This is a genomic window from Phycisphaeraceae bacterium, from assembly GCA_019636735.1.
In the GTDB taxonomy this organism is placed as follows: Bacteria; Planctomycetota; Phycisphaerae; order Phycisphaerales; family SM1A02; genus VGXK01.
The window spans coordinates 56,514-83,179 of sequence record JAHBWY010000004.1 but is presented as its reverse complement, the minus strand read 5'-3'; the positions used below and the strand labels follow the sequence as shown (position 1 = coordinate 83,179).

General features: G+C 66.8%; 21 protein-coding genes and 1 tRNA gene. 13 read left to right on the top strand and 9 right to left on the bottom strand.

All coding sequences use genetic code 11. The annotated features are described in order from the left end of the window. Nucleotides 1-11 precede the first annotated feature (11 nt). Nucleotides 12-404, bottom strand: a complete 393-nt coding sequence (locus tag KF724_06450) for an ACT domain-containing protein (protein ID MBX3355320.1) — start codon at nucleotides 402-404, stop codon at nucleotides 12-14. 177 nt (nucleotides 405-581) lie between these two features. On the opposite strand from KF724_06450, the gene KF724_06445 reads away from it, so the two are divergent. From KF724_06445 to KF724_06425, 5 genes are all read left to right on the top strand, one after another. Continuing rightward, entirely contained in the window at nucleotides 582-1,052 is a 471-nt protein-coding gene (locus KF724_06445) for a hypothetical protein (protein MBX3355319.1), read from the top strand. A gap of 138 nt (nucleotides 1,053-1,190) precedes the next feature. Continuing rightward, a complete protein-coding gene (locus KF724_06440) occupies nucleotides 1,191-2,585 on the top strand; it encodes a TolC family protein (GenBank protein MBX3355318.1) in 1,395 nt (464 codons plus the stop codon). Next, on the top strand, nucleotides 2,582-4,102 hold the full coding sequence (locus tag KF724_06435; GenBank protein MBX3355317.1) for an efflux RND transporter periplasmic adaptor subunit: 1,521 nt from the start codon (nucleotides 2,582-2,584) through the stop codon (nucleotides 4,100-4,102). The genes KF724_06440 and KF724_06435 overlap by 4 nt, the downstream gene beginning before the upstream one ends. An 8-nt stretch (nucleotides 4,103-4,110) precedes the next feature. Continuing rightward, the gene (locus tag KF724_06430) at nucleotides 4,111-7,314 is read left to right on the top strand and encodes an efflux RND transporter permease subunit (protein ID MBX3355316.1); all 3,204 of its coding nucleotides are present in this window, start codon (nucleotides 4,111-4,113) and stop codon (nucleotides 7,312-7,314) included. Nucleotides 7,315-7,350: 36 nt separating this feature from the next. Then, nucleotides 7,351-7,950 (top strand): hypothetical protein, encoded by a 600-nt coding sequence (locus KF724_06425; GenBank protein ID MBX3355315.1) that lies wholly within the window; start codon nucleotides 7,351-7,353, stop codon nucleotides 7,948-7,950. Between the two features lie 60 nt (nucleotides 7,951-8,010). Here KF724_06425 and KF724_06420 read toward each other — a convergent pair whose 3' ends face one another. Further along, a complete protein-coding gene (locus tag KF724_06420; GenBank protein ID MBX3355314.1) occupies nucleotides 8,011-9,798 on the bottom strand; it encodes a VCBS repeat-containing protein in 1,788 nt (595 codons plus the stop codon). Nucleotides 9,799-10,031: 233 nt separating this feature from the next. Here KF724_06420 and KF724_06415 point away from each other — a divergent pair, with 233 nt between their 5' ends. Beyond that, a complete protein-coding gene (locus KF724_06415) occupies nucleotides 10,032-10,625 on the top strand; it encodes a hypothetical protein (protein MBX3355313.1) in 594 nt (197 codons plus the stop codon). Nucleotides 10,626-10,671: 46 nt separating this feature from the next. Here the strand turns inward: KF724_06415 and KF724_06410 are convergent, their stop codons facing one another. Both KF724_06410 and KF724_06405 read right to left on the bottom strand, forming a co-directional pair. After that, nucleotides 10,672-11,277 (bottom strand): nitroreductase family protein, encoded by a 606-nt coding sequence (locus tag KF724_06410; protein ID MBX3355312.1) that lies wholly within the window; start codon nucleotides 11,275-11,277, stop codon nucleotides 10,672-10,674. Then, nucleotides 11,274-12,932, bottom strand: a complete 1,659-nt coding sequence (locus KF724_06405; protein ID MBX3355311.1) for a (2Fe-2S)-binding protein — start codon at nucleotides 12,930-12,932, stop codon at nucleotides 11,274-11,276. Before KF724_06405 ends, KF724_06410 begins: the two co-directional genes overlap by 4 nt. 844 nt (nucleotides 12,933-13,776) lie before the next feature. On the opposite strand from KF724_06405, the gene KF724_06400 reads away from it, so the two are divergent. After that, on the top strand, nucleotides 13,777-15,036 hold the full coding sequence (locus KF724_06400) for a hypothetical protein (GenBank protein MBX3355310.1): 1,260 nt from the start codon (nucleotides 13,777-13,779) through the stop codon (nucleotides 15,034-15,036). 63 nt (nucleotides 15,037-15,099) lie between these two features. Here the strand turns inward: KF724_06400 and KF724_06395 are convergent, their stop codons facing one another. The 5 genes from KF724_06395 to KF724_06375 form a co-directional block, all read right to left on the bottom strand. Continuing rightward, on the bottom strand, nucleotides 15,100-15,882 hold the full coding sequence (locus tag KF724_06395; protein MBX3355309.1) for a hypothetical protein: 783 nt from the start codon (nucleotides 15,880-15,882) through the stop codon (nucleotides 15,100-15,102). 9 nt (nucleotides 15,883-15,891) lie between these two features. Continuing rightward, nucleotides 15,892-17,208 (bottom strand): beta-ketoacyl-[acyl-carrier-protein] synthase family protein, encoded by a 1,317-nt coding sequence (locus tag KF724_06390; protein MBX3355308.1) that lies wholly within the window; start codon nucleotides 17,206-17,208, stop codon nucleotides 15,892-15,894. A gap of 82 nt (nucleotides 17,209-17,290) precedes the next feature. After that, the gene (locus KF724_06385; GenBank protein MBX3355307.1) at nucleotides 17,291-18,622 is read right to left on the bottom strand and encodes a hypothetical protein; all 1,332 of its coding nucleotides are present in this window, start codon (nucleotides 18,620-18,622) and stop codon (nucleotides 17,291-17,293) included. A 115-nt stretch (nucleotides 18,623-18,737) separates the two neighbouring features. Then, nucleotides 18,738-20,123 (bottom strand): 3-deoxy-7-phosphoheptulonate synthase class II, encoded by a 1,386-nt coding sequence (locus tag KF724_06380; protein MBX3355306.1) that lies wholly within the window; start codon nucleotides 20,121-20,123, stop codon nucleotides 18,738-18,740. 61 nt (nucleotides 20,124-20,184) lie between these two features. After that, a tRNA-Leu gene (locus tag KF724_06375) sits at nucleotides 20,185-20,268 on the bottom strand. 41 nt (nucleotides 20,269-20,309) lie between these two features. Between KF724_06375 and KF724_06370 the strand changes: the two genes are divergently transcribed. The 6 genes from KF724_06370 (at nucleotide 20,310) to KF724_06345 (ending at nucleotide 26,655) form a co-directional block, all read left to right on the top strand. Continuing rightward, nucleotides 20,310-21,224 (top strand): DoxX family protein, encoded by a 915-nt coding sequence (locus KF724_06370; protein ID MBX3355305.1) that lies wholly within the window; start codon nucleotides 20,310-20,312, stop codon nucleotides 21,222-21,224. Beyond that, nucleotides 21,221-22,267: a hypothetical protein gene (locus KF724_06365; protein MBX3355304.1), complete on the top strand. Its 1,047-nt coding sequence runs from the start codon at nucleotides 21,221-21,223 to the stop codon at nucleotides 22,265-22,267. Before KF724_06370 ends, KF724_06365 begins: the two co-directional genes overlap by 4 nt. 39 nt (nucleotides 22,268-22,306) lie before the next feature. Then, nucleotides 22,307-23,044 carry a MotA/TolQ/ExbB proton channel family protein gene (locus KF724_06360; GenBank protein MBX3355303.1) on the top strand — a complete coding sequence of 246 codons (738 nt, stop codon included), beginning with the start codon at nucleotides 22,307-22,309 and terminating at the stop codon, nucleotides 23,042-23,044. Then, nucleotides 23,041-23,505 (top strand): biopolymer transporter ExbD, encoded by a 465-nt coding sequence (locus tag KF724_06355; protein MBX3355302.1) that lies wholly within the window; start codon nucleotides 23,041-23,043, stop codon nucleotides 23,503-23,505. The genes KF724_06360 and KF724_06355 overlap by 4 nt, the downstream gene beginning before the upstream one ends. 1 nt (nucleotide 23,506) lies before the next feature. Then, a complete protein-coding gene (locus KF724_06350; GenBank protein ID MBX3355301.1) occupies nucleotides 23,507-24,091 on the top strand; it encodes a biopolymer transporter ExbD in 585 nt (194 codons plus the stop codon). Between the two features lie 98 nt (nucleotides 24,092-24,189). Continuing rightward, complete coding sequence (locus tag KF724_06345) at nucleotides 24,190-26,655, top strand: hypothetical protein (GenBank protein MBX3355300.1); 2,466 nt, start codon at nucleotides 24,190-24,192, stop codon at nucleotides 26,653-26,655. Nucleotides 26,656-26,666 lie beyond the last annotated feature (11 nt).

Below are 26,666 nucleotides of genomic sequence, written 5' to 3'. Positions count from 1 at the left end.
GTCGATCTCCCTCAGACGATGGGGATTCCCGCGGCATTCAGAGCAGTTCGAGCCCGCTCGACTTCCGATTCGCGCAGAAGGAGGTAGTCCGTGTCGAAGGTGGCGACGGCGAGCACGCTGATGCCCGCCGTCGCGAGCGGCCCCACCAGTCGCGCCAGCACGCCGCACTCGCTGAACGAGATCACGCCAGGCACGCCGAGCAGCGCGAAGCCTCGCTCCACCTTCACTTCAAGAGGAATGAGCCCTTCGGGCGCGATGAGCGATCGCTCTGTTGCCGCTGTCGTGAGGCTCACGAAGCGATCTCCCGCGATCGCCCGATGCACCCAGTCGGGGAGTGGGTCATGGATGGGAAGCTTCGCGACCGCCCATCGACCTTCGAACCGAACGAGCGAAAGGCCCTGCATGCAACGAGCCTAGCGGGCCCTCGAACACCGTCGGAACGGGGCGACGGCTCGATCGTCGATGGATCAGCCGAGGGGCGAGGTCCGCAAAGCTGGACCAGGGCACGCGAGCCGAACGAGTGACACAAGTGTGCGCTCAAACGGTTGGCACCCCGTCACTCCGGCTCTACACTCGATCGCATGCACCGGCAGCCAACCACCGTGTTGGTGGCACTTCTCATCATGGCGACGGCCATGCTGCGCGTGCATCATTGCTGCCGGGTCGCTGTGCTTCCCGTGTGCGGAGAGAGCGCCTGTTCGACGGTCGTGGCCGTGTTGGATGGACCGCGAGTTCACACGCTCATCCGGGCCATCGCGCCTCGCGCCGAGCACTCTTGCGGCGGGCACTGCTCGGCTGAGCCCAAGGCCGACATCGATAGGAAGTCCTCGCCGGCCGCACCATGCTGCCCGACCAACGACTCATGCCGTGACTACGGCACACTGGTGCAGGGCGCTCCGACCGCGTCATCGACGGCGTGTGTCGTGGCCCTGCTTCCAACGCCACTTCTCGTTACGGCGATGCAGCCGGTGACGGGCACGCACGCGCCGGCCGCACCGCTTCGGGGCGGTGCGCCGCCGCCGGGATTGCGCACAACTCGATTGCTCGTCTAGAAGGTCTACGCGCGCCTGCCGAAGGTCGACTTGGTTCGATCGTCGGTGAGGTGTCTGCGTGGCCGCGCGCGTCCTCCTCGCACGGCTGATCGACTTTCGCTCGGGTTCACCCGGGCATGGCGCTTCGAGTTCCATTCCGTGCCACCGACCTTTCCCGTCAACACAACTGCGGCTCATCGGCTCCTGATCGCCACGCTCCTCCTGCTACCGGCGGCGTGCGCCTCCTATGAGCCTGCGCCACTTGATCCGGAAGCCGCGCGCCAGGCGTGGCTGGTCCGTTCACCGGACGACGAGGGAGTGCGCGAGTTCGCGCGGCGCCTCGCCGCGGCGCATCACCCATCGCAGGAGTTCAACGCCGCCGACGGCATCACGCTCGCCGAGGCGGAGGCGATCGGCCTCGTCTTCAATCGAGAACTTCGCGTGGTTCGCCGCGGTGCGGGCGTCGCGCAGGCGACGGCGGACTTTGCAGGGCTCTGGGATGACCCCGTCCTCGGCATCGAGATCGAGCGGATCGTGCAGAGCGTGCCGAATCCATGGATTGTCGGGGCTGCGATCGGCATCACCATTCCCATCTCGGGGCGCGTCGAGGCCTTGCAGCGCCGCGCCGATGAGGCGCTCCGCGCGGAGCTCGACGCGATCGCGTCGCGCGAGTGGAGTCATCGGGCAACGATTCGCAGGCGTTGGATGGAGTGGTCCGCTCAGCGACTGCGCGAAGAGCTGCTGCGCGAACTGGTGCGTGAGGTCGACGCTGTGGCGATCTCGGCGCAGCGACTCGAAGCCGCCGGCGTTCTCGCTCGCGTCGACGCGCGCCTCTTTCAGGTTGAACTCGCGGGCCGCCGTGCGGAGCTTCTTCTGGTTGAGGCGGAGGGGCGCGAGCTCGAACTGCTCCTCCGTGATGCCCTGGGGCTCGCCCCGGAAGCGCCCGTCGAGTTCGTGCCGCAAGTCGTGCTCGAACCAGCGACCGATCCGACCTCCGCGCGCGAGGCGTGGCTCAAGCGGAATCCCGCTCTTCGCGCGATGCGGAGCCATTACGCCGTCGCCGAAGCGGCGCTCGAACTTGAAGTGCGTCGTCAGTACCCCGACATCACCATCGGCCCCGGCTACAAGGAGGACCAGGGCGATGGTCGCGTGCTGCTCGGCATCTCCCTGCCGCTTCCGCTGTGGAACAGGAATCAGCAGGGTGTGGCCGAGGCGTTCGCCGAGCGCGACCGCGTGCGCGAGGAGTTCTACGGTCTTCTCGAGTCGATCGAGTCGCAGCTCGAGGTCGCGCTGGTGCGGGTCGAGATGTCCCGCGCGGCGCGGCTCTCGCTCGACCGAGATCTGCTCCCGCTGGTTGATCTCCAGGACGCCGAGGTTCGGCGGAGCGCCGAACTCGGTCGAGTCGATCCCCTGCTCCTTCTCGAAACCCTCCGGAGCCGCTACGACGCGAGGCTCCGAGTGATCGACACGCGACTCGCCGAATCGATCTCATCAGCCACACAGGATGAACTCGTGGGTCCCCCACGCTCCGCTCTCGAGGATGCCCCCTCATGATTCGCTCCAATTCCATGCTCCGGCCTTGTGCTTCGCTGCTCGCGCTGACGGTGAGCATCGTCTCCGGATGTGACCGCTCCAAACCCCCGCCAGCCGCGACGCCGACCGAGGAGGTGCCGGCCATCACCAATCGGGTCGAGATCGGTGCCACCGTGCGGCGCAATCTCGGCATCACCTTTGCTCGCGTGGAGCTCAGACCGGTGGCCCAGACTCTGCGACTTCCGGCGCGGGTGGAACTTCCGCCATCAGCCCATCGCGAAGAGCGCTCACCCGCGAGCGGCGTGGTGGAGCTTCTCGTCAGCGAGTTCGAGCCGATCCGCGCGGGCGAGGCGCTCTTTCGCATCGACTCGCCACAGTGGCGCGAGCTTCAGCAGCAGCTCTCAGAGACATTCACGGCGATTCGCCTCTCGGAAACCGAGGTGGCCAGCATCGCGCCGTTGATGCTGGCCCACCGCCATCACGAGGAGGGTCTTCACGAGACCATCGCGCTGCGCGCGGCGCGGGTCGAGCAACTCGAACACCTCGTGGCTGCGGGTGGCGCGCCTGGAGGCGAGCTCTCGGAGGCACGGGCGCAGCTTGCCCGAGCCAAGGTCGAACTCGCCGAGACGGGTGAGAAGGAGGCGGCGCTCGAGGCGCGGAATCGCGACGCCGAAGCGAAGCTCGACGCCGCGCGAACCCGAGCCGTCCTGCTTCTCTCCGCAGCGGCGGCGATCACCGCCGTTCCTGTGAGTGATCTGGAGCGACTCGACGACGGCCAGCCGCGATGGCAGCGGATCGATCGCCTTGAGCGGCGCTCCGCCATCGACGGCATTGTCGCGAAGATCCACGCCATCTCCGGGGGGCAGGTCGAAGCGCTTGCGCCCGTTCTCGAAGTGGTCGATCCGTCGCAAGTGCAGGTCCGTGCGGCGCTCCTTCAGGGCGACCTCGCCCGCCTTCCAGCGCACCCGACCGCGGTAGCCATTCCCGCCGGATCGGTGCGCGACTCGGGGCGAAGCGCCTCCGCCGTAACCACGGGAGCGGCGACGGCATCGTCCGTTGCGGCGACCTCAATCGGCTCGGGTGCGCTGGCCTCGGAGACCACCGGCGCCGCACCGATGCACGGCACCCTCTTCATCGCGCCCGTCGCCGACTCCGATCGCCGCACCATCGATCTCGTGCTGCGGCCCATCGAGGGAACCCGCCCCCCGGCGTGGGCGCGGCCGGGGGTCTCGGCACTTCTTGAGGTGACCGTCGATGGCGATGCACGACCCGAGCTCGCGATTCCGCTCCGCGCCGTGGTGCGCGACGGAGCGAAGGCGCTTCTCTTCCGTCGCGATCCGCGCAACCCCGATCGGGCCATTCGACTCGACGCCGACCTCGGCATCGATGATGGCCGCTGGATCGTCATTCGCAGCGGTGTGCGCGAAGGCGATGAGGTCGTCCTCGATGGCGCCTATCAGCTCATGGTCGATTCGAGCGGCGCCATTCCGAAGGGCGGGCACTTCCACGCCGACGGCACCTGGCACGCGGATCACTGAGGAGAGGCATGCTTCGACACCTGATTGCATTCTCGATTCACCACGCGTCGGTGGTGCTGCTCCTCGCCGGGGCGCTTCTGGCATGGGCCGTCGTGCGCCTGCCGGAGATGCCCGTCGATGTCTTTCCCGAGCTGAACGCACCCACGGTGGTGCTCCTCACCGAGGCCCCGGGACTGGCCGCCGACGAGGTGGAACAGGCGGTCACCGTGCCGATCGAGGCCTCCATGCTGGGGCTGCCCGGAGTTCGGCGCGTCCGAAGTGCGAGCGCACCATCGCTTGGCCTCATCTGGGTTGAGTTCGGGTGGGGTGAGGACATTCTGCGCGCCCGGCAGTTCGTGACGGAGCGGCTTACGGCCATCCGCGATGCGCTTCCACCCGGCGCGCATGCGGAAATGACGCCGATCACTTCGATCACCGGCGAGATCATGCTGCTTGCCGTCTCCTCGCCGGACGGCACCGTCTCCGACCTCGAGCTCCGAGCGTGGTCGGAGTTCGACCTCAGGCGCCTGCTGCTCGCCGTTCCCGGTGTCGCTCAGGTGTCCGTGATCGGAGGAGAGCTGCCTGAGTATCAGGTCAATCTCGACCCCGAGCGCCTTGGGCTCATGGGCCTCTCCGTCGATGACATCGTGAGCGCGGCAGCGGCGGCGCACGACACCTCCAGTGCCGGCTTCCTTCGAGATGTTGACCGACGAGAGCTTCCGATTCGCCAAAGTGCGCGTGTCACGAGCGCCCGCGACCTCGCGGACACTCTGGTCGAGCGGCGCGGAGGCACACCGGTGCGCCTGGGTGAAGTGGCCGAGGTGCGCCTCGGTCCCGCACCGCAGCGCGGCACCGCGGCGAGCCAGGGCCGCCCGGCGGTGGTGCTCTCGGTACAGAAGTCGCCCGGCACGAACACGCTGGCGCTGACCCGTTCCGTGGACCGGGCTCTCGACCGCCTGATGGCCGCGGCGCCGAAGGGCGTTGTTCTCGAGCGACGCGTCTTCAGGCAGTCGGACTTCATCGAACGCTCCGTCTCCAACCTGATGAAGGTGCTTCGCGATGCCGTGATCATCGTCTCCGTGGTGCTGGTGCTCTTCCTGTTGAATGTGCGCACCACGCTCATCACGCTGGCGGCGCTGCCGCTGTCACTGGCTGCGGCGCTCCTCGTCATGGACGGCATGGGCCTGACGCTCAATGTGATGACCCTCGGCGGCCTCGCGGTCGCCGTCGGCGTGCTGGTCGATGACGCGATCATCGATGTTGAGAATGTCTATCGGCGCCTTCGCGAGAATGCCGGGCGCGCCGAGGCGGATCGCCTCTCGACCGCCCAGGTGGTGCTTCAGGCGAGCAACGAGATCCGGCCCGCGATGGTGATGGCCACGGTCATCATCGTCGTCGTGTTCGCGCCGCTCTTTGCTCTCGAGGGAGTCGAAGGTCGCTTCTTCCGACCGCTGGGGATCACCTATGTGGTGTCGATTGTCGCCTCGCTGCTGGTGGCGCTGACGGTGACTCCCGCGGCGTGCAGCCTCTTCCTCGGAGGCCTCGTCAAGCGCGGTGCAAGGATGGGCTCGGCCAGTCGAAGCCACGGTGATGGCTGGGTCGTGGCTCGACTCAAGCGCCTCTACGAACCATCGCTTCGATGGTCGCTGCGGCATCGCTTCTGGGTGGTGGCGGGCGCGATCGTCATGACGCTCATGTCGCTCATGACCGCCGCGCGCTTCGGCACCTCCTTTCTTCCATCGTTCAATGAAGGATCACTGACGGTCTTCGTCTCGGCCCCACCGGGAACCTCGCTCGACGAGACCGATCGCGCCGCCCGAATGGTTGAGCAGCGCCTCCTCGGGATTGATGGTGTCGCGACGGTGACGCGGCGCACCGGCCGCGCCGAGCGCGATGAACACGCCGAGCCTGTCTTCAACAGCGAGATCGATATCGCGCTGCTGCCTGATGCCAATGTGAATGTCGTCCGCCGCGCAGTCGCCGAGGTCATCACCGATGTGCCGGGACTATCAGTGCAGATCGGCCAGCCGATCGAGCATCGACTCTCGCACATTCTCTCGGGCACGCCGGCGGCGATCGCCATCAATGTCTATGGCGAGGATCTGCCAACACTGCGCGAACTGGCCCGCAGCATCGAGGGCGCGCTCAAGCCCATGCCCGGCGCGCGCGATGTCACCGCCAATCGAGAGATGCTGATTCCCTCGCTCTCCATCCGCTTCCGTCGCGCGGATCTCGCCGCGGCCGGTCTGACTCCAGCCTCGGCTGCACGGCAGGTGCAGTCGGCGCTGCACGGCGCGAGGGTGGCCGAGGTCACCGACGGCCATCGCCGTCTCGCGATTACGGTGCGCCTCGCCGAAGGTGAGCGACAGACGATCCAGCAGGTGCGTGATCTCCTTCTGCGCAACGACCGCGGTGCGATGGTGCGCCTGAACGAGATCGCCGACATCGATCCCGAAATGACCAGCGGCGCCATCACGCGCGAGGGGGGGCGACGCAAGGCGGTGGTCTCTTTGAATGTCTCCGACGGTCACAATCTCGGCGATCTGGTCGAAGAGGTGCGACAAGTGGTCGACCCCATCGTGCACGCTCGGGGCGCCACCGTCGAGTACGGCGGTCAATTCGAAGCAAGAGAGAGCGCTGCCAAGAGGCTGCTTCTCGGCGGCCTCGCCGTCCTGCTCGTGATGGTGGTGCTGCTTCGCATTGCGACTGGTTCGACCGCGGTGGCTCTTCTCGTCATGGTGAACTTGCCGCTCGGCCTCATCGGGGGTATCGCAGCCATCATCGTCGCCGAGTCGATCCTTGGCACGAGCGGCGCCGGTCCACTGGCGACGAGCGCTGCCCTGCTCGGCCTCTCGTCAGCGCCGGTGCCGGTGATTTCCATCGCCAGCATGGTCGGTTTCATCACGCTCTTCGGCATCGCCCTTCGCAACGGTCTTCTACTGGTCAATCACTATCGCCATCTGGCCGTGGTGGAGCACTGTCCACCCGCCGAGGTCATTCTTCGAGGTTCGCTGGAGCGCCTCTCGCCGATCCTGATGACGGCGCTGAGCGCTGCGCTGGGCTTGCTGCCTTTGGCGCTCGCCGCGGGCCGCCCCGGCAGCGAACTGCTCGCGCCGATGGCGATCGTTGTTCTTGGAGGGCTGATGTCTTCCACGCTTCTCAATCTTGTCGTCGTGCCGGTGGGATATGCCCTCGTGCGTCGCGTGCCGCGCGAGGCGTTCGTTCGTCGATGAATCCGGGGCGTATGCTGCCCCTCAAAGGAGAGATCCATGCGAGAACACCATTCGAGTCGCGTTCGCCTGACCTTCGCCCTGACCCTCGGAGTTGTGCTGACGGCCGCTGCGTGCTCCCGGGAGCCCGACACCAAGGCGAACGACGCTCAGAAGTCGACCCCCACCAAGTCGAACGATCACGGGCACGATCATGACCACGGCGACGGTCATGGTCATGGCGACGGCCACGATCACGGACATGGCGAGGGCATGTCGGGCGGACATCACCATGGGCCATCGATCGAGCTCGGACAGGTCTCGGTGTCGCCGTGGACGATCATCGCCACGCGCGACGAAGGGCCCGTGACCCCCGGCGGTGACATTGCCGTCGACATCATCCTCATGCGGATGGCCGACGAGGACATCGACCCGAGTCAAGCCGATGCGCCGCCCCCCACCACCGTGCGACTCTGGATCGGAAGCGAGGATGGCCGAGGCGCCCTGAAGGTGCTCGCCGACCTTGAGAAGGATGGCGCCACCAAGGAGTGGCACGCCCATGTCGAAGTGCCCGATCCGCTTCCCCCCGATGCCAAGATCTGGGCTGAACTCGAAGGAGCGGGCCGCACGACCCTTCTCTCGTTCTCACTCTCACACTGAGCGTGCTGCGGCGTTCGCTCGTCGGCGTGGTCCTTGCGACCCGTCGACGAGCGTGCGCCTTCACCACCCCCAGTTCGCAAGCAGCAGAAGAAGATCCGCGCCGTTCACCGCACCATCGGCATTGAGGTCGATGGGGTCGGTGTCGTCGATCTCTCCCCAGTGCCCCAGCAGGATGGCCAGATCCGCGCCGTTGACACGATCGTCTCGGTCGAGATCGCAGCGACGCTTGATCGCAATGGTCAGGCGCTGGTCCGCGGCGACATCTCGCAGCAGCGTCGTCGTCCCGTCGCTCCAGAGCAATCGAAGCTCGTCGACCACCTCAGCGGAGCCGAGACCGAAGTGCGCGGCGAGCTCATCCTGTGACTGGAAGTTCGTTCCGCCGTCGATGAAGCGAAACTGGCGGCGCCCGCTGGCCAGAAGTTCAATGCGCGTCCCGATGCCAAAGGGCGCCACGCGCGGTGATCCGCGGGAGTCGATCTCGACGCGCAGCCAGTGTCGCCCCGCCATGGAGCCGCCCGGTGCAATGAGGTCATTTCGATAGAGCTTCAGGAAGTCCTTGCTCGCAGCGATCAGGACATCGCGATCACCATCGTTGTCGAAGTCGAATGACAGCACTCCTCGTCCCGAGAGCGTGTGCCAGAGGCCCGTCGCGGCCGCCTGTTCAGTGAATCCGCCAGTGCCGTCATTGATCCACACTCGAGTCGGCTGATTCTGAAACTGTGGCGAGGTGATCCAGCCGTTGGCCTGCACCAGATCAAGCGAGCCGTTGTGATTCAGGTCAACCGCCGTCGCGCCCCAGGCCCAGTTGCCATTCAGCACGCCGCTCGCCACGGTCACATCGAGATAGGCGTGGTTGCCCATGTTCCGATAGAGGCGGTTGCCCGTCCCCGGCGTCTCCGGGCTGCCCACGGCCCAGATGCTCGTGACAAACCAGTCGAAACGGCCATCGCCGTCAAGATCGGCAACGACGGACCCCATGCCGTTGTCATCGGTCCCCGTGCCGCTCGACAGCGTCGCGTTCGTAAAGGTGCCATTCATGTTGTTCACGAAGTACTTCGAGGTGTGGAAGTCCGCGGCAATCAGGAGCTCGGGGTAGCGATCGCCGTCCATGTCGACGAACCGGGGTGAGAAGCCATGAATCGGCAGCGGTTGAAAGCCCGCGGGCGCGGAGACATCGGTGAAGGTGCCGTTGCCGTTGTTGCGGAAGAGTCGATTGCCCTTGCCGACGATGAAGTAGCCGGCCACGAAGAGATCGAGGTCGCCATCGAGATCGAAGTCGCCGAAGGCGCAGCCGAGGCCATCGGCGATGAAGGGCGATGCGGTCGCAACACCCGCGGCCTGCGCCACTTCCTCAAAGCCGCTCCCGTTCAGATTGCGATAGAGACGATGCTTGCCCTTGGCGAGGGGCGAACCGTCAAGCCCTCCGCTCGTCACGAAAATGTCGAGCCAGCCATCGCCGTCATAGTCACCCACGCAGGCGGAGAGCCCCATGTGCTTGACCGCCACCCCCCACTCCGCCGCGCGGTCGGTGAAGGTGCCATCGCCATTGTTGATGAAGAGGCGATCGGGCTGCTTCCCGCTCGAGACGAAGAAGATGTCCTGCCAGCCGTCGTTGTTGAAGTCACCGACGACCACCGGACCAATGAGATCCGCGATGATGCTCGGCGCAAAGAGCAGCGCGCCCGAGGGGTCATGCCTCGCGATGACGCCGCTTGCAGCGGTCACATCGGTGAAGGTCAGGCCACCCCCTGCATGGGTCACCGAGGTGATGAGCGCCCATGTCGACAACGCTCCACCCCAGCGCCAGACCGAGCGGAACGGAACCACGACGCGCGCGCGATTCGTCATGATGGACCTCCCACGCGCCCAAGCCCTGCCACGAGAAGGGCCTGAGCAACAGGAAAAGCCTATCCTGCCAATCGTCCGTTGCAAGACCTTCGTGGCCTGTCAACGGCCGAACCCACTCGATGCCCACCGACGCCTCACTCCCCCGTCGCCCCCCGCACTCTTCGGATGCCTCGGCCCGACCACGATCGGCCTGCGGTGCACCGCACCTCATGACGCGAGAGGAGCGCGACGCCATGACGCCGCGCGAGATCATCAACATGATGCGGGCGGGTAATGATCGCTTTCGTCGGGGGACCCCGCTCAACCGAGACTTCCTGCATGAACAGGCCGCGAGCGTCGGTGCCCAGTATCCGGCGGCCATCCTCCTCACCTGCATCGACTCCCGCGCGCCTGCGGAGATCATCATGGATCTCGGCATCGGGCAGGTTCTAAATGCACGACTCGCCGGCAATGTCGTCGTGCCCGAGGTGCTTGGCAGCGTGGAGTTCGCATGCAGCATCGCCGGGGCCAAGGTCATCTTGGTGATGGGCCACACCGGGTGCAGCGCGGTCACCAGCGCGGTCGCCGGTGTGACGATGGGGCACTTCAGCTCGTTGCTTGGTCGCATCAGCCCGGCCATCCAGGCGACGCCGTTTGACGGCCATCGAAGCGCCGACAACCCCGACTTCGTGAACGCGGTTGCCCGGACAAATGTCGCGATCACCATGGAGTCAATCCGCCGCGAGAGCCCCCTGCTGCGGGCGCTCATCGATCGAGGGCGCGTTGAACTCGCCGGGGCGATGTACGACCTCGCCTCGGCGAAGATCGACTTCTTCGATCCCTCGTGACAAAGAGGGCCCTTCTTGCGCAGATTGCCTCGTGGCTCTGGCGCGCTCAGCGCACGGGTCCGGCCTTGCCCCATCCATCGCCGAAGACGATCTGGGAAAGCGACTGCCGTGGTCGCCGGGATGAATCGCGCGACGCGAGATCACCTTGGCCTTCTGACGGATGGAGCGGAACGCCGAGCGCGAGCGCCGTGAGAACCTCGGCATCGGCGGGCACCGCGAAGAGTTCACGCGCTCGGTCGGGGAGAATGCCGATCATCTGGTGGACCGCGACTCCGCGCGACACTGCCTCGATCGAGAGAAGCGCAGCCGCCTGCCCAAGATCATGCGCCGCCGCCTTGTTCTCCTGGCCATTCTTCGCGAACTTCCGCATGTAGCAGCCGAGCGCCAGCACTGGCGCGTGCTTCGCCCACGCCTGGTTTGCATCGACCAGACAGGAGAGGATGCGGCCGAACGCCTCGGAGTCACTCTTCGTCGCCACAATGAAGCGCCATGGCTGCTCGTTGAATGACGACGGCGCCCATCGCGCCGCTTCAAAGATCGCATGGAGATCGGCGGCGGGTATGGGCCGCTCGTCGAACACATAGGGACTCCACCGACCGGCGATGAGTTCGTGAACAGGGTGCGCCGTCGGCGCGGGGTGAAGGGCGCTCATAGCTCGAGATAGACCATGTCCGGTTCCGCGGTGGCCTGCGCGGGAACCTCGTGAATCGTGCGGAATCCAGCAAGCCCGGCGCTGGCCATCGCGCGCCGCGTGTCAGAGGCGCGGAATGCCGTGGGAATTGAGCCGTCGAGGTGCGCCAGGAGATCAAGCGCGATCTGCGCCTCGGCCCGCGCAAAGTCGACCGGAGCGATCGCGCGATCGAAGGCCTGCATGCGACCGCCTCGATTCTCGAAGCAGCCCTCCTTCTCGACCCACGCCGCGCCGGGGAGGACGACTTCGGCCATCGCGAGCAGTTCAGTCGGCAGCGTGTCGATCAGCACGAATGGCGTCTTCGCGAGCGCCTGCGACCACGCGGGCGTCACCCACTCGCTCGGATAGTTCCCCGTGACGACCACGGCGCCGAGAGAGCCGCTGCGTGCCTGGTCGAGGAAGGCGTCCGAGTCCAGGATCTTCCCGTCCATCGCATTCAGGACCCGCCGAACACCGCGGGCATTTGGCGCCTTCTCCGCACAGACGGTGAAGCCCGAGGGGAAGGTGCGATCGCTGCCATGCCGCGGCACCGGTCCGACGGCGAGCACCGCCTCGGGATCAATCGCGCGAACCCAGCGAGCAAGAAGGAATGCATCCTCGCAACTGAGCATCGGCGAGATCACCGCACCAAGGCGCTTCGGCCGGCCTGCGGCGCGCCCGTCCATCGCGCTTTCAAGCACTCCATTCGCCCGATCGATCGCGGTGGCCCACGCCTCTGGTGCCTCTTCGAGAACCCAGGGCTGCCGACCCTTCACCCCGGGCAGTCGAAGCCGATCCTCGCGATGCACGAACTTCCAGCCATAGCGCACCTCGTCGGTGATCCACCACTGGTTCACTTCAGCGTTGGCCCTCGGTTTGAAGCGGTAGATGCGACCCTCATTGTGCTCAACGGAGATGTTGTCGCCGCTCGCGGTGAGGCCATCGATCGACGGGGTCTTCTTCAGGAACCAGACACGCTGCTGGAAGAGGAAGTCCTTGTCGAGGAGTGCTCCCACCGGGCAGATGTCCACGACATTGCCGGAGAGCTCGTTGTTGATCGCGAGACCGGGGAAGACATCGATCTGCTCGGTCGAGCCACGGCCGTCGACCATGAGTTCGCCCGTGCCCGTCACCTCGCGCGTGAAGCGCACGCAACGGGTGCACATGATGCAGCGATCGCTGTACAGAAGCACATGCGGGCCGAGGTCCTTCTTCGGCTTCTTGTTCTTGTCTTCGAGATAGCGGCTCTGGCCCCGGCCATACTGGTAGCTGTAATCCTGAAGGTGGCACTCACCCGCCTGGTCGCAGACGGCGCAATCAACCGGGTGGTTGATGAGCAGGTACTCCATGACCGCCTTCTGGTTGGCGATCGCCTTCGGGCTCTCCGTGTAGACGACCTGCCCCTCGGCGGCGGGGTGTTGGCAGGTCGGAAAGAGCTTCGGTCCTGGCTCGAGTTTGCCGGTCTTCGGGTTCGGCGCCCACACCTCCGCCAGGCAGATGCGGCAGTTGGCCACGATCGAGAGGCCGGGGTGGTAGCAGTAGTGAGGAATCTCGACCTCGTTGCGAAGCGCGACCTGGAGGATCGTCTCGCCTTTCTCGAAGTCGTAAGTCTTGCCGTTGATGGTGAGTTGCGGCATGAAGGTGGCGAAGGTTGACGAAGTCGGCGGCATTCAGCCGGGGCCCGCGAAGCGTGGCGCCACGCCGGGAGCCGGATTCTACGGGAGCCGGGCCATCCGGGAGCGAGTGGTCCAGCCCTCCCCTGACACAGGTCCGCTCGGAGTCTTGTCTGCTGGCGGATGGGCTTGTCGAAGCATCGGTTGAGCATCGCTCCCGACCGCGCATGAGCATCGTCCACGCATCTCCAAGAGCCACTTTGAGACGATCAAGGGCCGTGCGAAGTCGCCGAGCGAGGCGGTGGGTTCTCATCGGTGGAACGCTTGGTGCCCCGCGCTCATGGACTGGTCCAACCCTCGCCACTTCTGCTCGGCACGGAGCACACTGCGCGGAGCTCAGCTCGAGCTTGAAAGTCCTTGACTCAAGAGGGGGGGGGGGGTACGCTCCAAAGCCGGTCGCGATGATCGTCGAACAGAGCACCTCGCTGAGATTTCCCAATGCGCACATCAATCAGGGTCGCCATTGCAATCTTCGGCCTCGTCGTCGCTCCATTGAGCCTTGCTCAAGTCAAGCCCGCTGGATGTGTCAAACCGCAGACGACGCCGGCTTGCGCGATGAACGGAATCGGGGGCGGCGCGGACTGCGGAACCTATTCCTGCCCGCATCAGTTCATTGACGATGAGCCATTGAAGCGCTGTGTGGCCGTGGGAAGTGGCGGTCAGACTCACTGTGAGGATCTCGACGAGCCAGCCTCCTTCTGCACGGTTCGCCTTCGAGTCTGCCATCCACCGGACGGTTGTGCGTGGGGGCCCGTCCACTCGGTCGGTCACATCAACAGGCGCCCGACGGGCCCGGGTTGCTGAGCCGATGCTGTCGACGATCATCGGCTGTCTGGCGGTGGTGATCGGGGCGAACGGACCATCGCGCCCCATGCCGCTCGAGTCGCCCCTCTCCTGGCGCTCCTTTGCGACAACGGGTCAGGGTTACCTCCATCCGTTCGGCCCGCCTGTTGCCCACCCGATCTCCCGAGCTGAGTGCGCCTCGTGGGTGGAGCTGCATGGGATCGATCCTGCTCTTCGACCGGTCCTGGAGACGCTCTTCGAGACCTTCGTTGAGGAGCACAATCAGCTCATGCGGCGGCACCTGCCGCCCTATCTGGCGGCTGCGGCCGAGGCGTCCGATGCGATGCTCGTCTTTGGAGTCACATCGCCCGAGTGCCTTCGAGCGGTAGCGGACGCCGATCGGCTCTTCGTTGCAGCCGTTGAGGCGTCGACCAAGGCTGAGTTGGCGCTCATTGACTCCGTCGTTCCACTGCTTCCGGACGACGGTGTCGATCGGGTGCCGATGTTGATGGCGCGCGCGGAACGCCGGAAGCACCGATCATTCACCACGACGAGTCGCTGGGTTCATCTCGAGTTGAGGCCGCTCGTCGTTGCGGTCGCAGCGCGAGCTTCGTTCGACGACAGTCGCGCACCATTGCTTCGAACAACCCTCGACGCATATGCAGTCGAACTCACGAAGCAACTGGGACTGTGGGCCACTTCCATGCGAGAAGCGACCAGGGAACAGCGGAGACGCTGGCTCAATCACGATGGTGCCGGTGCAGAGGCGCGCTCCGCGTTCGAGCGGCCCGCCCGGGTAGCGGCAAGGATTCGCGAACTGCACCTCCAAACCATCGATGCGCTTGGGAGTGCCTTCGGCGACGAGCTGAGACCTGAGTGGAGGCGTGTGGCGCTCGAGCATCTCTATCCAGAGCTGTATCCGGATCAGCACGCGCTCCATTCGTTCTTCACGGCACTCTCGACCGAGCCGTCCCTTGATGACGCCGCGCGGACCGCCATTGATGCCCTCCATCGCGACTATGTCGCGGCGTACGAGCGAACGAGCGCCACACTGGAGCGCTTCTGTGCCCAGTGGGACGACGCGGTTGAAGAGGGAACCGGATCGGAGGTCGCCGAGGGCCTTCGACGCGCACTCGAGCCGCAGCTCCGCGCTCGGGAACAACTGTCGCAGGATGCGATGCGTCGTTGCGAAGTGCTGCTCGGCATCACACTCATCGATCGCGTTCGTGCGCGCCTGGGGCCCATGCCCCCCGCTGCCACGACTCCCGCGGCGAGTCCTCGATAGACAGCGGAGCTTGACGGAGTCCGGCGCAAACACCGCGCCGTCAACGCCCGGAGTGAGTCGATCTCAGCGCCACAGCGTCTCGAACTGGAGACGGATCTCCCCGCGGTCGACTTCGAAGTCGAGCAGGCGGACTCGGCGATCGTCCGGCAACGGGAGGATCGCTTCGACCGGGCGAGCAAGTTCCGGCACGAACTTGGCGAGACTTGATGTCCCCTCTCCCGTGGTGGCCGCCCACGGGATCCAGAGGCGCCCCACTCCCCCGCCCACAGTGTCGAGGGCGAGCACGCCCGCCTCGATCCGCGGCCGAAACACCACCGACCAGATTCGCCCACCGTGATCGGCCGCGACCACCACGCGATCAGGCCGCTCGAAGTGAATCTGGACAACCTCGATTCCTTGCGGCCACGGCAACTCTCGATCGTGCTTGAGCCACAAGGGAAGTCGAAGGGCGAGCCACGCGTTCGCATCCGCCTCGAAGATGCGGATCGCCCAAGTCTCGCCCTCGGGCCGGACACGCGTGAATTCGGCGGCGAGTCCCTGCTCAATCGCGCGGGCCCGAGCGTCGGAGCGGTCGTCACCAACAGGTGGCCGCCACCACGATGGCGCGGCACGCGCGAGCATGAATCCGAGCAGCACGAGCAGCGCGCCGACCACCGCGACGAGCAAGACCAACGCACGCCGCCGGGAGCGCCGCTCGGAAGAGTCCGCGGCGCGGGCGCTCGCCGCTTCGAGCGGCCGCGAGTTGGGCATCAAGGGTCCGCGACCGGCACCTTCGGTGATGGCCTCATCGGCGCCGCGGGCCGCATGCGTCTCGTCGCCCCCGCGCTCGGCTGCCGTCTCACCCATGCCCCCTCCCTACTCTGCGAATCGCGTCACGATGACGGTGTCGTTCTGCCCGCCGAAGCCGAAGGAGTTCGAGAGGCAAGTGTCAACCTGCGCCGGCCGCGCCTGGTTGGGGACATAGTCGAGATCGAGCGTCGGATCGGGATCGTGGTGGTTGATCGTGGGCGGCAGCATGCCGTGCCGAATGGCCATCACGCAGGTGATGAACTCGACGGCGCCGGCGGCGGCGATCAGGTGTCCCATCATGCTCTTGATGGAACTCATGGGAATGCGCTGCGCCTGTCCGCCGAAGACGACCTTGACGGCGCGACTCTCGATCGAGTCGTTCTCCTTCGTGCCCGTGCCATGGGCGGAGATGTAATCGATGACCGGCCGTCCATCGGGGCGCGTCGATTGCGGGTCGAGCCCCGCCTGCCGAAGAGCTTGCGACATGGCGGCCGCGGCGCCTCGGCCTTCAGGCTGGATATCGGTGATGCGGAAGGCGTCCGCGCTCGAGCCATAGCCGATCACTTCAGCGATCGGCTTCGCCCCGCGCGAGCGCGCGTGCGACAGCGTTTCAAGCACCACCATGCCGCTGCCTTCACCCATGACGAACCCGTCACGGCTCGCGCAGAAGGGACGGCTGGCCTTGGTCGGATCGCCCTTGAAGGTCGAGAGGGCCGTAAGCCGGTTGAAGCCGGTCACGCCGAAGGGATGGATCATCGTGTGCGTGCCGCCGGAGATCATCACATCGGCGTCTCCGCGCCGGAGAATGCTGAAGGCCTCGCCGATCGCCTGGGTGCTCGCTGCGCACGCCGTCAGGCAGTTGTAGGTCGGCCCGCGCAGATTGAACTCGCGCGCGAGATGAGCGAGCGGCATGTTCGGCTCCTGCTCGATCTCGCGCATGCGATCCATGCGAGTGAGTGCCGTCTCGATCCAGCGCCGACCATCAACCTTCGACGCAACGGCGTCCCAGCCCCCGATGTTGGTCGCCACATAGTTGTCGAAGTCAAGCACTCCTTCGCCGGCGCCGAGATAGCAGCCGACTCGCCGCGGCTTCTTCGGCGGCGCGTCGCGGAAGCCAGCTTGGGCCCACGCCTGCGCGGCGGCGCCGAGCGCGAATCGCGTGTTGGGACCGGCGGTCGCATGCGCCTCCCTCAACACTCGCCCGAGGTCCAGCGGACCGACCTGCGCCGCGAAGGTCGTTGGAAAGGTCGTGGCATCGAAGTGCGTGATCGGCGCCATGCCGCTCTCGCCCTTCATGAGGCGCGACCACACCAACTCGAGATCCTGACCAAGCGGAGTCACCCAGCCCATCCCCGTGACGACGATTCGTTCCGGCGCGCTCATCGAGTGACTCCTTCATGCGACACGGCGCAGCAGCACCACGGCCGCCCTCCGCGGGCTGATTCATGCGATGAGCGGCGCCGCATCACGCGACTCTCCCGAGCACGATGGCTCCGTTCTGGCCGCCGAAACTCGGCAGGACGACCAGCACGCGATTGAGCGAGGCCGAACGGGTCGGCGCCGCATTGGCATCGAGGTCGGTCACGCCCCTGGTGTTGAGCCGTGCGGGCAGCGCCTGTCGCCTGAGACACTCGACGGCGACGCACGCGGCAATCGCACCCGCCCCGGCGCCGCAGTTGCCAATGCTCGGCGTCACGGTGACGATGGGAATCGACTTCGCGCGTGGGCCGAACACGGTGGCAATGGCCTGGCGCTCGGCCGAATCGATCACGGGCACGCCGCTTCCGAAGGGCACGATCGCATCGATCGAGTCGATGTCCGCGTTGGCATCGTCGAGCGCCGCTGCGATTGCGTCGGAGACACCCTCGGCGTCGGGCTGAATTCCCGCGTCATCCATGCAGAGACTCTGGCTCGCGCCGAAGCCCTCGAGCGAGGCGATGGCACGACCGCCTCGGCGCTCGAGCGCCTCCTCGGCTTCGAGAATCAGCAGACCGCCGCCCTCGCCGGGTGGACATCCAACGGCATCGGCCGCGAAGGGCCGCACGAGTGACGCGGGCTCCATCGTCGAGTCGCAGCGCGGTGTTCGACCGGCAAAGTGCTGTCGAAGCAGCGCCATCAGGTTCACCTTGCTCTCGGCGCCGCCGGAGAGGCAGGCATCGGCGTCGCCGCGCTCGATGACGCGCATCGACTCGCCCATGCTGAGCAGACCGCTCACCTCAGCGCAGGTGATGGTGTTCGACGGCCCCTGGCAGTCGTGGATGATCGTGACATGACAGGCGAGCATGTTCGGCAGGTACTTGAGCATCCAGAGCGGCGTGAGGTTCTCCATGCCTCGCGAGCCCCAGAGCGCCAAGGTGAAACGCCCCTGCTCATCGACCGCCGTCGCGAGCGCCGCCGTCAGTTCGTTCTCCTCGGCGGCGATGAGACCGGCGCCAATGTGGCAGCCGAATCGATCGGGCGGAATCGTGACCCGGCCGTCCGCAGGTTCAGAGGCCTTGGTGACGACGCCGGCGCTCGCCATCGCCGCATGCGCGGCACCGACGGCGAGTTCGATGTCCCGTGCCATCACCTTGGTTCCCTTGCGATAGGACTTCGGGACGACGCTCTTGACATCAAAGCGATCGGCGGGAATGGCGCCGACGAAGGGACAGGGAAACGCCGTCGAGTCGAAGGTGAGCGCCGGTCCCAGCAGAGAGCGACCTTCGCAGAGTCCGCTCCAGAGCGGATCGATGCCCAGGCCGAAGGGCGTGATGGGGCCGATCCCGGAGATGGCCACGCGTCTTGACTGTCTGGGCATGGGGGGCGGATTCTACCCGTGCACGCGGCCGTCGGATGCGATGGCGGTTCCCTTCACGCGTGGCGCGTTTCAATCGGCCCTGAGCACCCGGCGCGGCGGCGCCGAGCCAGCCCGATCAATCGCGCATGCGGCGGGCGATCAGCATCGCCATCTCAAGCGCCTGCTCGTAGTTCAGGCGGGGATCCACTCGACTCCGATAGGCGCGCGCCAGTTGCTCATCGGAGAGCCCTCGCGCACCGCCCGTGCACTCGGTGACATCCTCGCCGGTGAGCTCAATGTGCACACCGCCGAGGGGCACGCCCTTGGCGCGATGGATTTCGAAGCTCTGCTCAAGCTCGGCGAGAATGTGCGCGAACTTGCGAGTCTTGATCGGCACGCCAGCACCCGCGCCACTCGAGGGAATGACCGTTTCGGTGTTGCCATGCATGGGGTCGCAGACCCATGTTGGGGTCCATCCGCTGCTCTTGACGGCGTCGATGATGCGGGGCAGCTCATGCGCCACCTGATGCGCTCCGAAGCGTGCAATCAATGCGATCTTGCCCGGCTGGCGATTCGGATCGAGACGCTGGAGAAGCGCGACCACCGCCTGCGGCTCAAGACCCGGTCCGATCTTGAGTCCGACGGGGTTGGCGATGCCGCGGAAGAACTCGACATGCGCGCCATCGAGGTCGAGCGTGCGATAGCCGATCCACGGAAAGTGCGTCGAAAGGTCGTAGAAGCCCTCGCGATGCGGAACGGTCCGGGTCAATGCCGCTTCGTAGTCGAGAATCAACCCCTCGTGACTCGAGAAGAAGTCGACTCGATTGGTTCCAAGCACCTGCGCTCCCACGAGCGTCTCCATGAAACGCAGGCTCTCACCGAGCTGCTCCACCATGCGCTGGTAGTCCGCGCCGAGCGGCGAGTGCTTCACGAAGTCGAGATCCCAGTTCTCAGGGTGATGCAAGTCGGCAAACCCGCCGTCGACGAGAGCGCGGATGAAGTTGAGCGTCATCGCGCTGCGGGCGTGACCTTCGATGAGACGCCACGGGTCGGGGCGGCGCTCCTCCGGAGTGAATCCCGATCGATTGACATTGTCCCCTCGGTAGCTCGGAAGCGTCACGCCGTGCCGCGTCTCCGTTTCGCTCGAGCGCGGCTTGGCGTACTGACCGGCGAAGCGACCGACTCGAATGACCGGCCTTCGCCCACCGTGCACGAGGACAAGGCTCATCTGGAGAAGGATCTTGAGCTTCGCCGCAATCGCCGACGAGGTGCACTCATCGAATTGCTCGCAGCAGTCGCCGCCATGCAGGAGGAAACGGCGACCGGCGGCGGCGTCGGCGAGTTGCTGGCGGAGGGCTTCGATCTCCCAACTGGTGACCAGCGGCGGCAGCGTTCGCAGCTCCGCGAGCGCGCGTTCAAGGGCTTCCGCATCGGGCCAAGGCGGTTGCTGACGGCAGGGCCGGCCCCGCCAGGAATCGGGCGTCCACGGCGCGGCGGAATCGACGGCGGCGAGAGGTGACACGACTGGTTTCATCGGCTCAAAACTGGCCGGAGGTGAGGGCTCCCCTGGCCTGGGGGCGAAGTGCGGGCGACAGGAGTTGAACCTGCACGGGTGATGAGCCCACCGGGTTCTAAGCCCGGCGCGTCTGCCGTTCCGCCACGCCCGCGCGGCAATCCTTAGGATAGCCGTGAACGCACGGAGGCACTCATGCACGCAAGTCAATCTGCCGCGGTCCACATCGTTCCACTGCTCGCTCGAGTGGTGCTCGCCGCGGCCTTCATTCCGGTGGGCTACTCGAAGCTCTTCACTGAAACGAAAGTCACCCCGCAGGAGATGGCCCAACTGGAGGCGATGGGCTGGCGCTGGCGCCCCGCCCCCGTCGGTGAAGGCGCGGTCAAGGAGCCTGACACGGGCGCGGCCAACGGCGCGGCACCCGTGATTGATCGGCCACCGAGCGAGCCGGCACCGACTCCAGCACCATCGGCCCCGAGGCCAGCGGAAGCGCCTGCGGCACCCGCGGCACCGCCACCCGCGGCGCCCGCGGCACCGGCACCAGCCCCGGCCTCTCCCGCTCCGGCAGCGCCCTCATCCGCGGCGCCCGCACCATCCGCCGCGCTCTTCATCACACCCGACCGAGGTCTCGACCACGGCGCCGAGCCGGTCCGGGTCTCCATGCGCGCGCCCCTGCGTGAAGAGACCGCGCCACCCAAGAGCGACCCTCTCTCAGTTCGAAGCTGCGAGCGCATCGCGCTCATGGCGCACAACGCGGGACTGCCCGCGCCGCGCATCTCCGGCTATCTCGTCGGCATCGGTGAGCTGCTCGGCGGCGCGGCGCTGCTCATCGGGATCTTCTCGCGGCTGGCGGCCCTCGGAATCGTCTTCATCATGGCTGGTGCGATCTATCTCACCTCGCTCGCGGCGATCCTGGCGCATCCATTCATCTTCGGCATGCCGCTTGACGCCTATAAGACATTCTTCCTCCAAGTGGGCCTTCTGACCTTGTCGCTTGGCATCGTGTTGACCGGGCCAGGTGGCTTGAGCGTCGATCACCTCGTCTTCAGTCGATCATCCGGCGCCTCGAAGCGCCCCGCCCCGCGTGGATCTGGAGGCGCCGGAGCGTGAGCCGACGCGCCGGCAGCGTGCTCGCCGACGGCGCGCCGCCGGGCGCGCTTGAGGCGCGGCGCATTCGTGATTTCGGGGGTCACCCCCGCGGTGTCAATGATCCACGCCCCGGTGCCGGCGCATGGCTGGTGTCTGGGGCGCTGCATCTCGGGCTCGCGATACTCGCGTTTCTTGTCACTTGGACGGTGGTGCAGCGCGCGTGGGAAGAGGAAGCGCCGCTGGTCACGCTCATGGACTTCCACGCGCCGCGCTTCGATCCACTTGAGATCACCGCGCCGCCAACCGTCGAGGCGTCCACCGCTCCGCTCGAACTGTCGGCCCCGACCGCCGTGCCCGCCGCCGACCTTGCCGGGCTGCTCGAGCGCGTGGTGGAAATCACCCCCGACGATCCCTTGGCTCGCACCATCGATCCGCTCGTCCTTGAGCCGGAGGGGCGAACCGCGACGCTCGCGGGACTTCGCGCGACCAACGCGCAGCGCATCGTCTATGTCGTCGACGCCTCGGGTTCACTGGTCGGCACATTCCCGGCGATTGCCGCGGAGCTCGCGAAGAGTCTTCGTCGCCTCGATCCGCGCCAGAGCTTCGCGGTCATCCTCGCGCAGCGAGGTCGCGCCCTTATGGTGCCACCGGGGCGCCTCATGCCCGCCTCCGACGAACAGGTGCGGCGCACGGTCGAGTGGATCGAGACACGCGTCTTCCCCACCGGAGGAAGCAATCCCCTGCCGGCGCTCGACGCAGCCATGAAGCTCGAGCCCGATCTCATCTTCTTCCTCTCCGCGGGTATGACCGGCGCGGGCGAGTATGAGATGGGTCCCGATGAGTTCGTCGCCGCGCTGGAGCGGCTCAACCCGGTCGTGTCGCGCAGCGGTCGCCGCAAGGCTCGAATCCAGTGCGTGGCGTTCCTCAATCGCGATGCGGCGCGGCTGCTGGAACGGGTGTCCGCTGCGCATGGCGGGCCCGACTCGTTCCGCTACCTGTCACGCGAAGATCTCGGTCTTGAGCCGGGGCGTCGCGGCCCTGATGGCGCACCAGTGCTCGAGTGAGCGCCGCGTGCCACACCGTTCCTCGAGGAGTTCCTGCCGATGCAGAGTCTTGGAAGCATCTTCTTCATCAGCGCTTCGACCGATGCCGAGGGTGTGCGCCACATCGAGTGGGTCGGCAGCTCGCTCATCTGGTTTCTCATCTTGCTGAGCGTGGTGAATGTCGGACTGATCGTGACGCTCGCGCGGCGGAGTCGTCGGTCGGGCATCCTTCCAGAGTCATTTGCGGATCGACTGCGCGACCTCGCGGCCTCGGGGCGCGGAAGTGAAGCCGTGGCGCTCGCGTCCGCCGAGGCGAGCGACTTCAGTCGCATGCTGACTGCCGGCGCCCAGCACCGAGGACAGGGCCTGCCTGCGATGGTCCGCACCGTGGAGCAGGCGTCCGAGGAGCTGACTGTCGCCCGCTTCCGATCGATCGAGGCGCTCAACATCCTCGGTCAAGTGGCGCCGATGATCGGCCTCTTCGGAACGGTCTACGGCATGATCATCGCGTTTCAGGCGATCTCAGCCACGCAGGGCGGCGCCGATCCCGCCGTCCTTGCCGGTGGAATCGGGACCGCGCTCGTGACGACCTTCTGGGGATTGCTGGTGGCCATCCCCGCGCTCGCCGCATATGCCGGGCTGCGGAACAAGGTCGATGCACTGGCGACCGAGGCGACGCGTCGCGTGGAGGAGATGCTCGGAGATCTCGCCTCCAATGCTGACCAGGTGAACGGTGGGTCATCGCACGGCGCGGCAATGGCTACGGCGGGCGCGGCCTCCGCCCGGTCGACGCCATGAGTCGCGTGCATCGACGAGGCTTTGCGCGCGTCGAAGCGGTGCTGACGCCGCTCATGGACATGGGCTTTCTGCTCATCGTCTTCTTTGCGCTCGTTTCGCACATCACGCACGCCGACGCCGTGCGCATGGACCTGCCCCAACCGTCCCCGTCGGCCGCAGGACGCGCAGGAGACCAGCCCCGCGCCGTCATCAACGCTCTCGCCGATGACGAGGGCCGTTTGCGGCTCTACCGACTCGGTGGGCGTGACTTCGAGGCGACCGTGGAAGGGCGCGGGGCACTCGCCGAGGCGATCACCTCGATTCTCCGTGAGCAACCGACGACGGAGTTCGCCCTCCGCGCCGATCGACGACTGCCGTGGCGCTCCGTCGCGCCCATTCTTGAGTCGGCCTCGCGTGCCGCTTCGGTCGCCACACCCGGAAGACCGGCGCGCGTGAGGCTGGTCGTGGCGGAGGAGCGCTGAGATGCGCGATGGCGGCTGGAAGGAGATGCTGCTCGGAGCGCCGCCACCGGCCCTCGATGCGGTGCGCGATGCGGCAGACCCCGCCGCACGGCACGATGCGCGGCGACGACCGAGTCGCCTTCGCGATCAGGGTGGGCGAGTGCGCCTGAACCTGACCCCGATGATCGATGTCACCTTCCTGCTGCTCATCTTCTTCGTCTGCACGGCGCGAACGCTCGATGTGGAGCGCGTCTTCCGAGTCGAGGTGCCGCCGATGGAAGCACCCGGCGCCGATCCAGTTGAGGACTCGGCGCTGCGATTGGTCCTCCGTGAGCCTCCGCTTCGGATTCGCGTCGCCAGCGCTCCTCAGGGCGCGGTGGTGCTCATCGAGCCGGCTTTCGCCGAGGCGAACTCGATCGATGCGCTCGAGCGCGTCATGCGCGAGGCGCTCCAACGCGAAGGTCATGCCGGCCTCTTCACGGCGGATCATCCGATCGTGCTCGAGCCCGACGCGGAGTGCACATGGGAAGACACCGTGCGCGCCTTCAACGCGCTCGTTCGTGCGGGCTATCGCGGCGTGGGCTTCGCGGGGAGCACCTCTCCATGAGCCGCACCACGCGGTGTGACAGGGCGCCGCGCGGTCCTCGAATCTGCGGCGGAGTGTGGTTGCGGCGACAGCAACCGAGTTGCCGGACTTTGATGGCGGTGGGACTCCTCATCACGCTCGCCTCGGTTACCTCACTCACCTCGGTCACCTTCGGCGCACCGAGGTCGGCACTTGGCGCCCCATTGATCGCTGAGCCCAGCGCACGCGCCGTCCCCGATCCCCCGGCGAGCCCTGCCTCGAACGACATCGACGCGGCGCTCCTGCGCCTCGACCAGTTCCGGCGCGATGCCCGCGACCGCTCGCTGACGATCGACGCACGACGCCAGGCCGCCGAGGCGCTCCTCGATGGCACGGAAGATCTCGCTCGTGCGCACCCTGATGATCCACGCGTCGGCCTCTGGATCGCCGGCGCCGCCGAGGAGTGCTTCACCATCCTGCTACCGCTCGGCGGTGATCTTGACGCGGTGCTCTTCGGGCTGCCGTCGCACCAGGAGTGGCGGCGCACCAGCGCCGGTGTGGCCCGCATGCTCGATCTCTCGCGCCGAGCCGACGCCGCTGTGGCCCGCTCCGTGTCGCAACTCGGAGAGGCGACTCGTTCACTCGACCCGGATGATGTCGAGCTTCTCGATCGCTACGAGACGGTCGAAGCCCCGCGGCGCGTGCCGCTTCTCTTGGGGATGGCCGAGGCGCTCGCTGCGGCGCTCCTCGAGCGCGATGAGCAGGGACGCCGATTGCTCGGAGAGTCGTCGCTCGATCGCCTGGGACCGCTTCTCTCCTCCCTCGATGCCGATGCCCTCGACCATGCCGCCTTCGCGATGGCGCTCGCGGCGGCCACCTCCGGTGATCGCGCTCGAGCCGACGCTGCGGTCGAACTGGCTCGTCGCCCCACCGCATCGCCTGAAGCTCGCATGCGGGCCGAGTTTCTCGCTGCCGCATGCCTTGCTCGACTGGGCGCCTTCGACGCGGCGTCTGATCGACTCGCTCAACTCCGAGAACGAGAGCGATCGGCGCGGCGCACGGATCTCCTCGACATCCTTCGGCGAACGGCACTCCTTGAAGCTCGCATCCTCCGCGATGCGTCCACGCAAGCTGCATCGAGTCACGCAGGCGAAGCCACAGCGACCGCGCCGCGGCCGTCATGGACAGAGCCCCTCCGCTCGCTGCCCGCGTCCGCCGCGCTCGCCGAGCGCGCGGCCCTTCGAGACGCGCTCCTCGCGCGACTGGTCGATGTCGCCGAGGGCTCGATCGACACGATGGACGATGCCCCGCTGAGTCAGCTTGCCGTCGCCGAGGTGCTTGCGCGTCAGGGTGCCGATCAGGATGCGCAGTCGCGTGTGCTCCGCGCGCTCGAGGCCCTTCGCCCCGATGAGCCGTGGCGGGCGATGGCACTCGAGCTTGCCGCTCGACAAGCGGCTCGTCTCGACCAGCCCGACTTTGCGGTTGATCATCTGCTTGAGCTGGCCGACAGTTTCCGAAGCGAGTCGCTCGCCGCGTCGGCCGTGGCGCGGGCCGTGATCCTCGCCCGTGCCGCCGACGATGGTCGCCCCGGCTCTGACGCTCGCACGCGCCTCGAGCGCGCCATCGACCTTGCCGTCCGCGCGTTCCCCGATCACCCCGAGCGCGCGTCATACCGCACCGAGGCAGCCATTCTTCGCATCGAAGCCGCAGCCGCTCTCCGGGATGGCCGCCGATCAACACTGGAAGAGGCGGAGCGCGAGCTTTCGTCGATCCGTTCAGCGCTTGCTGCAGAACGCCAAAGTGACGCCGCCAGCGACCACCGCGTGCGGGTCGCGCTGGCACTCTCCCAGTTGGCCATCGCCGCCCTCGATGGTGACGCCGCACTTCGGGCGCTGGCACTCGCGCCGGACCCCGCAGACACGCCCCACGCGAACGCCCGCCTCCTGCTCCAACGCGTTCCTGCGCTGGCGCTTCTCGATCGCCCAATTGCCGACGATCCGCTCATCACCGCCGCCCTCGCTGGCGACATGCGGGCCGCCGTCGAACCGCGGCTCGTTTCGATGGCGACTGCGTCACTCCGCACCTTCGCACCGCCTCTGCCACCGGGTGGTTCTGCCACTGGGGACCCCGTGCGACGCGCGGCCGCGCAGCGTCTTGTTGATTTCATGCGCTCGCAAGGCGAAGTCCCCGACGAGGACCTCTTCGCGGCAGCCGAAGCGCTGCGGGCGACCGGCGCCGCGGGCGCAGCGCTTCCCCTGCTTCAGGAACTGCTCGTGCGAGCGCCCGACCGCGCCGATCTGCTCTTCGCTGAGGCCGAGGTTCTCCTTGCCCTGCCGCGCGAAGCGGCTCAGGAGCAGGCGCGCCTCACCCGAGCGCTTTCGACCTATCAGCGCTTCCTGGCCGGACGCGAGTACTCCACCGATCCGCAAGTTCGTGATGCGCTCTGGTGGCATTGCCAGTGGCGCCAGCTCGAGTGCCTCGATCGCGCGGGCACCGATCGAGCCCGCATCGCAGCGCGGATCGAGCGCCTTCGGGCACTCGATCCGTCGCTGGGCGGTGAACTCTTCTCCGCACGGGTCCGAGCGCTGCTTGAGCGCCCGGAGTGAGCAGGGGCGAG

Bases quoted from the DNA above. Each gene is read 5' to 3' on its own strand.
- KF724_06385 (MBX3355307.1), bottom strand. From the start codon at position 18,622: ATGCCCAGACAGTCAAGACGCGTGGCCATCTCCGGGATCGGCCCCATC.
- KF724_06395 (MBX3355309.1), bottom strand. From the start codon at position 15,882: ATGGGTGAGACGGCAGCCGAGCGCGGGGGCGACGAGACGCATGCGGCC.
- KF724_06445 (MBX3355319.1), top strand. From the start codon at position 582: ATGCACCGGCAGCCAACCACCGTGTTGGTGGCACTTCTCATCATGGCG.
- KF724_06400 (MBX3355310.1), top strand. From the start codon at position 13,777: ATGCTGTCGACGATCATCGGCTGTCTGGCGGTGGTGATCGGGGCGAAC.
- KF724_06420 (MBX3355314.1), bottom strand. From the start codon at position 9,798: ATGACGAATCGCGCGCGCGTCGTGGTTCCGTTCCGCTCGGTCTGGCGC.
- KF724_06350 (MBX3355301.1), top strand. From the start codon at position 23,507: ATGCGCGATGGCGGCTGGAAGGAGATGCTGCTCGGAGCGCCGCCACCG.
- KF724_06360 (MBX3355303.1), top strand. From the start codon at position 22,307: ATGCAGAGTCTTGGAAGCATCTTCTTCATCAGCGCTTCGACCGATGCC.
- KF724_06390 (MBX3355308.1), bottom strand. From the start codon at position 17,208: ATGAGCGCGCCGGAACGAATCGTCGTCACGGGGATGGGCTGGGTGACT.
- KF724_06415 (MBX3355313.1), top strand. From the start codon at position 10,032: ATGACGCCGCGCGAGATCATCAACATGATGCGGGCGGGTAATGATCGC.
- KF724_06405 (MBX3355311.1), bottom strand. From the start codon at position 12,932: ATGCCGCAACTCACCATCAACGGCAAGACTTACGACTTCGAGAAAGGC.
- KF724_06425 (MBX3355315.1), top strand. From the start codon at position 7,351: ATGCGAGAACACCATTCGAGTCGCGTTCGCCTGACCTTCGCCCTGACC.
- KF724_06430 (MBX3355316.1), top strand. From the start codon at position 4,111: ATGCTTCGACACCTGATTGCATTCTCGATTCACCACGCGTCGGTGGTG.
- KF724_06450 (MBX3355320.1), bottom strand. From the start codon at position 404: ATGCAGGGCCTTTCGCTCGTTCGGTTCGAAGGTCGATGGGCGGTCGCG.
- KF724_06410 (MBX3355312.1), bottom strand. From the start codon at position 11,277: ATGAGCGCCCTTCACCCCGCGCCGACGGCGCACCCTGTTCACGAACTC.
- KF724_06355 (MBX3355302.1), top strand. From the start codon at position 23,041: ATGAGTCGCGTGCATCGACGAGGCTTTGCGCGCGTCGAAGCGGTGCTG.
- KF724_06435 (MBX3355317.1), top strand. From the start codon at position 2,582: ATGATTCGCTCCAATTCCATGCTCCGGCCTTGTGCTTCGCTGCTCGCG.
- KF724_06370 (MBX3355305.1), top strand. From the start codon at position 20,310: ATGCACGCAAGTCAATCTGCCGCGGTCCACATCGTTCCACTGCTCGCT.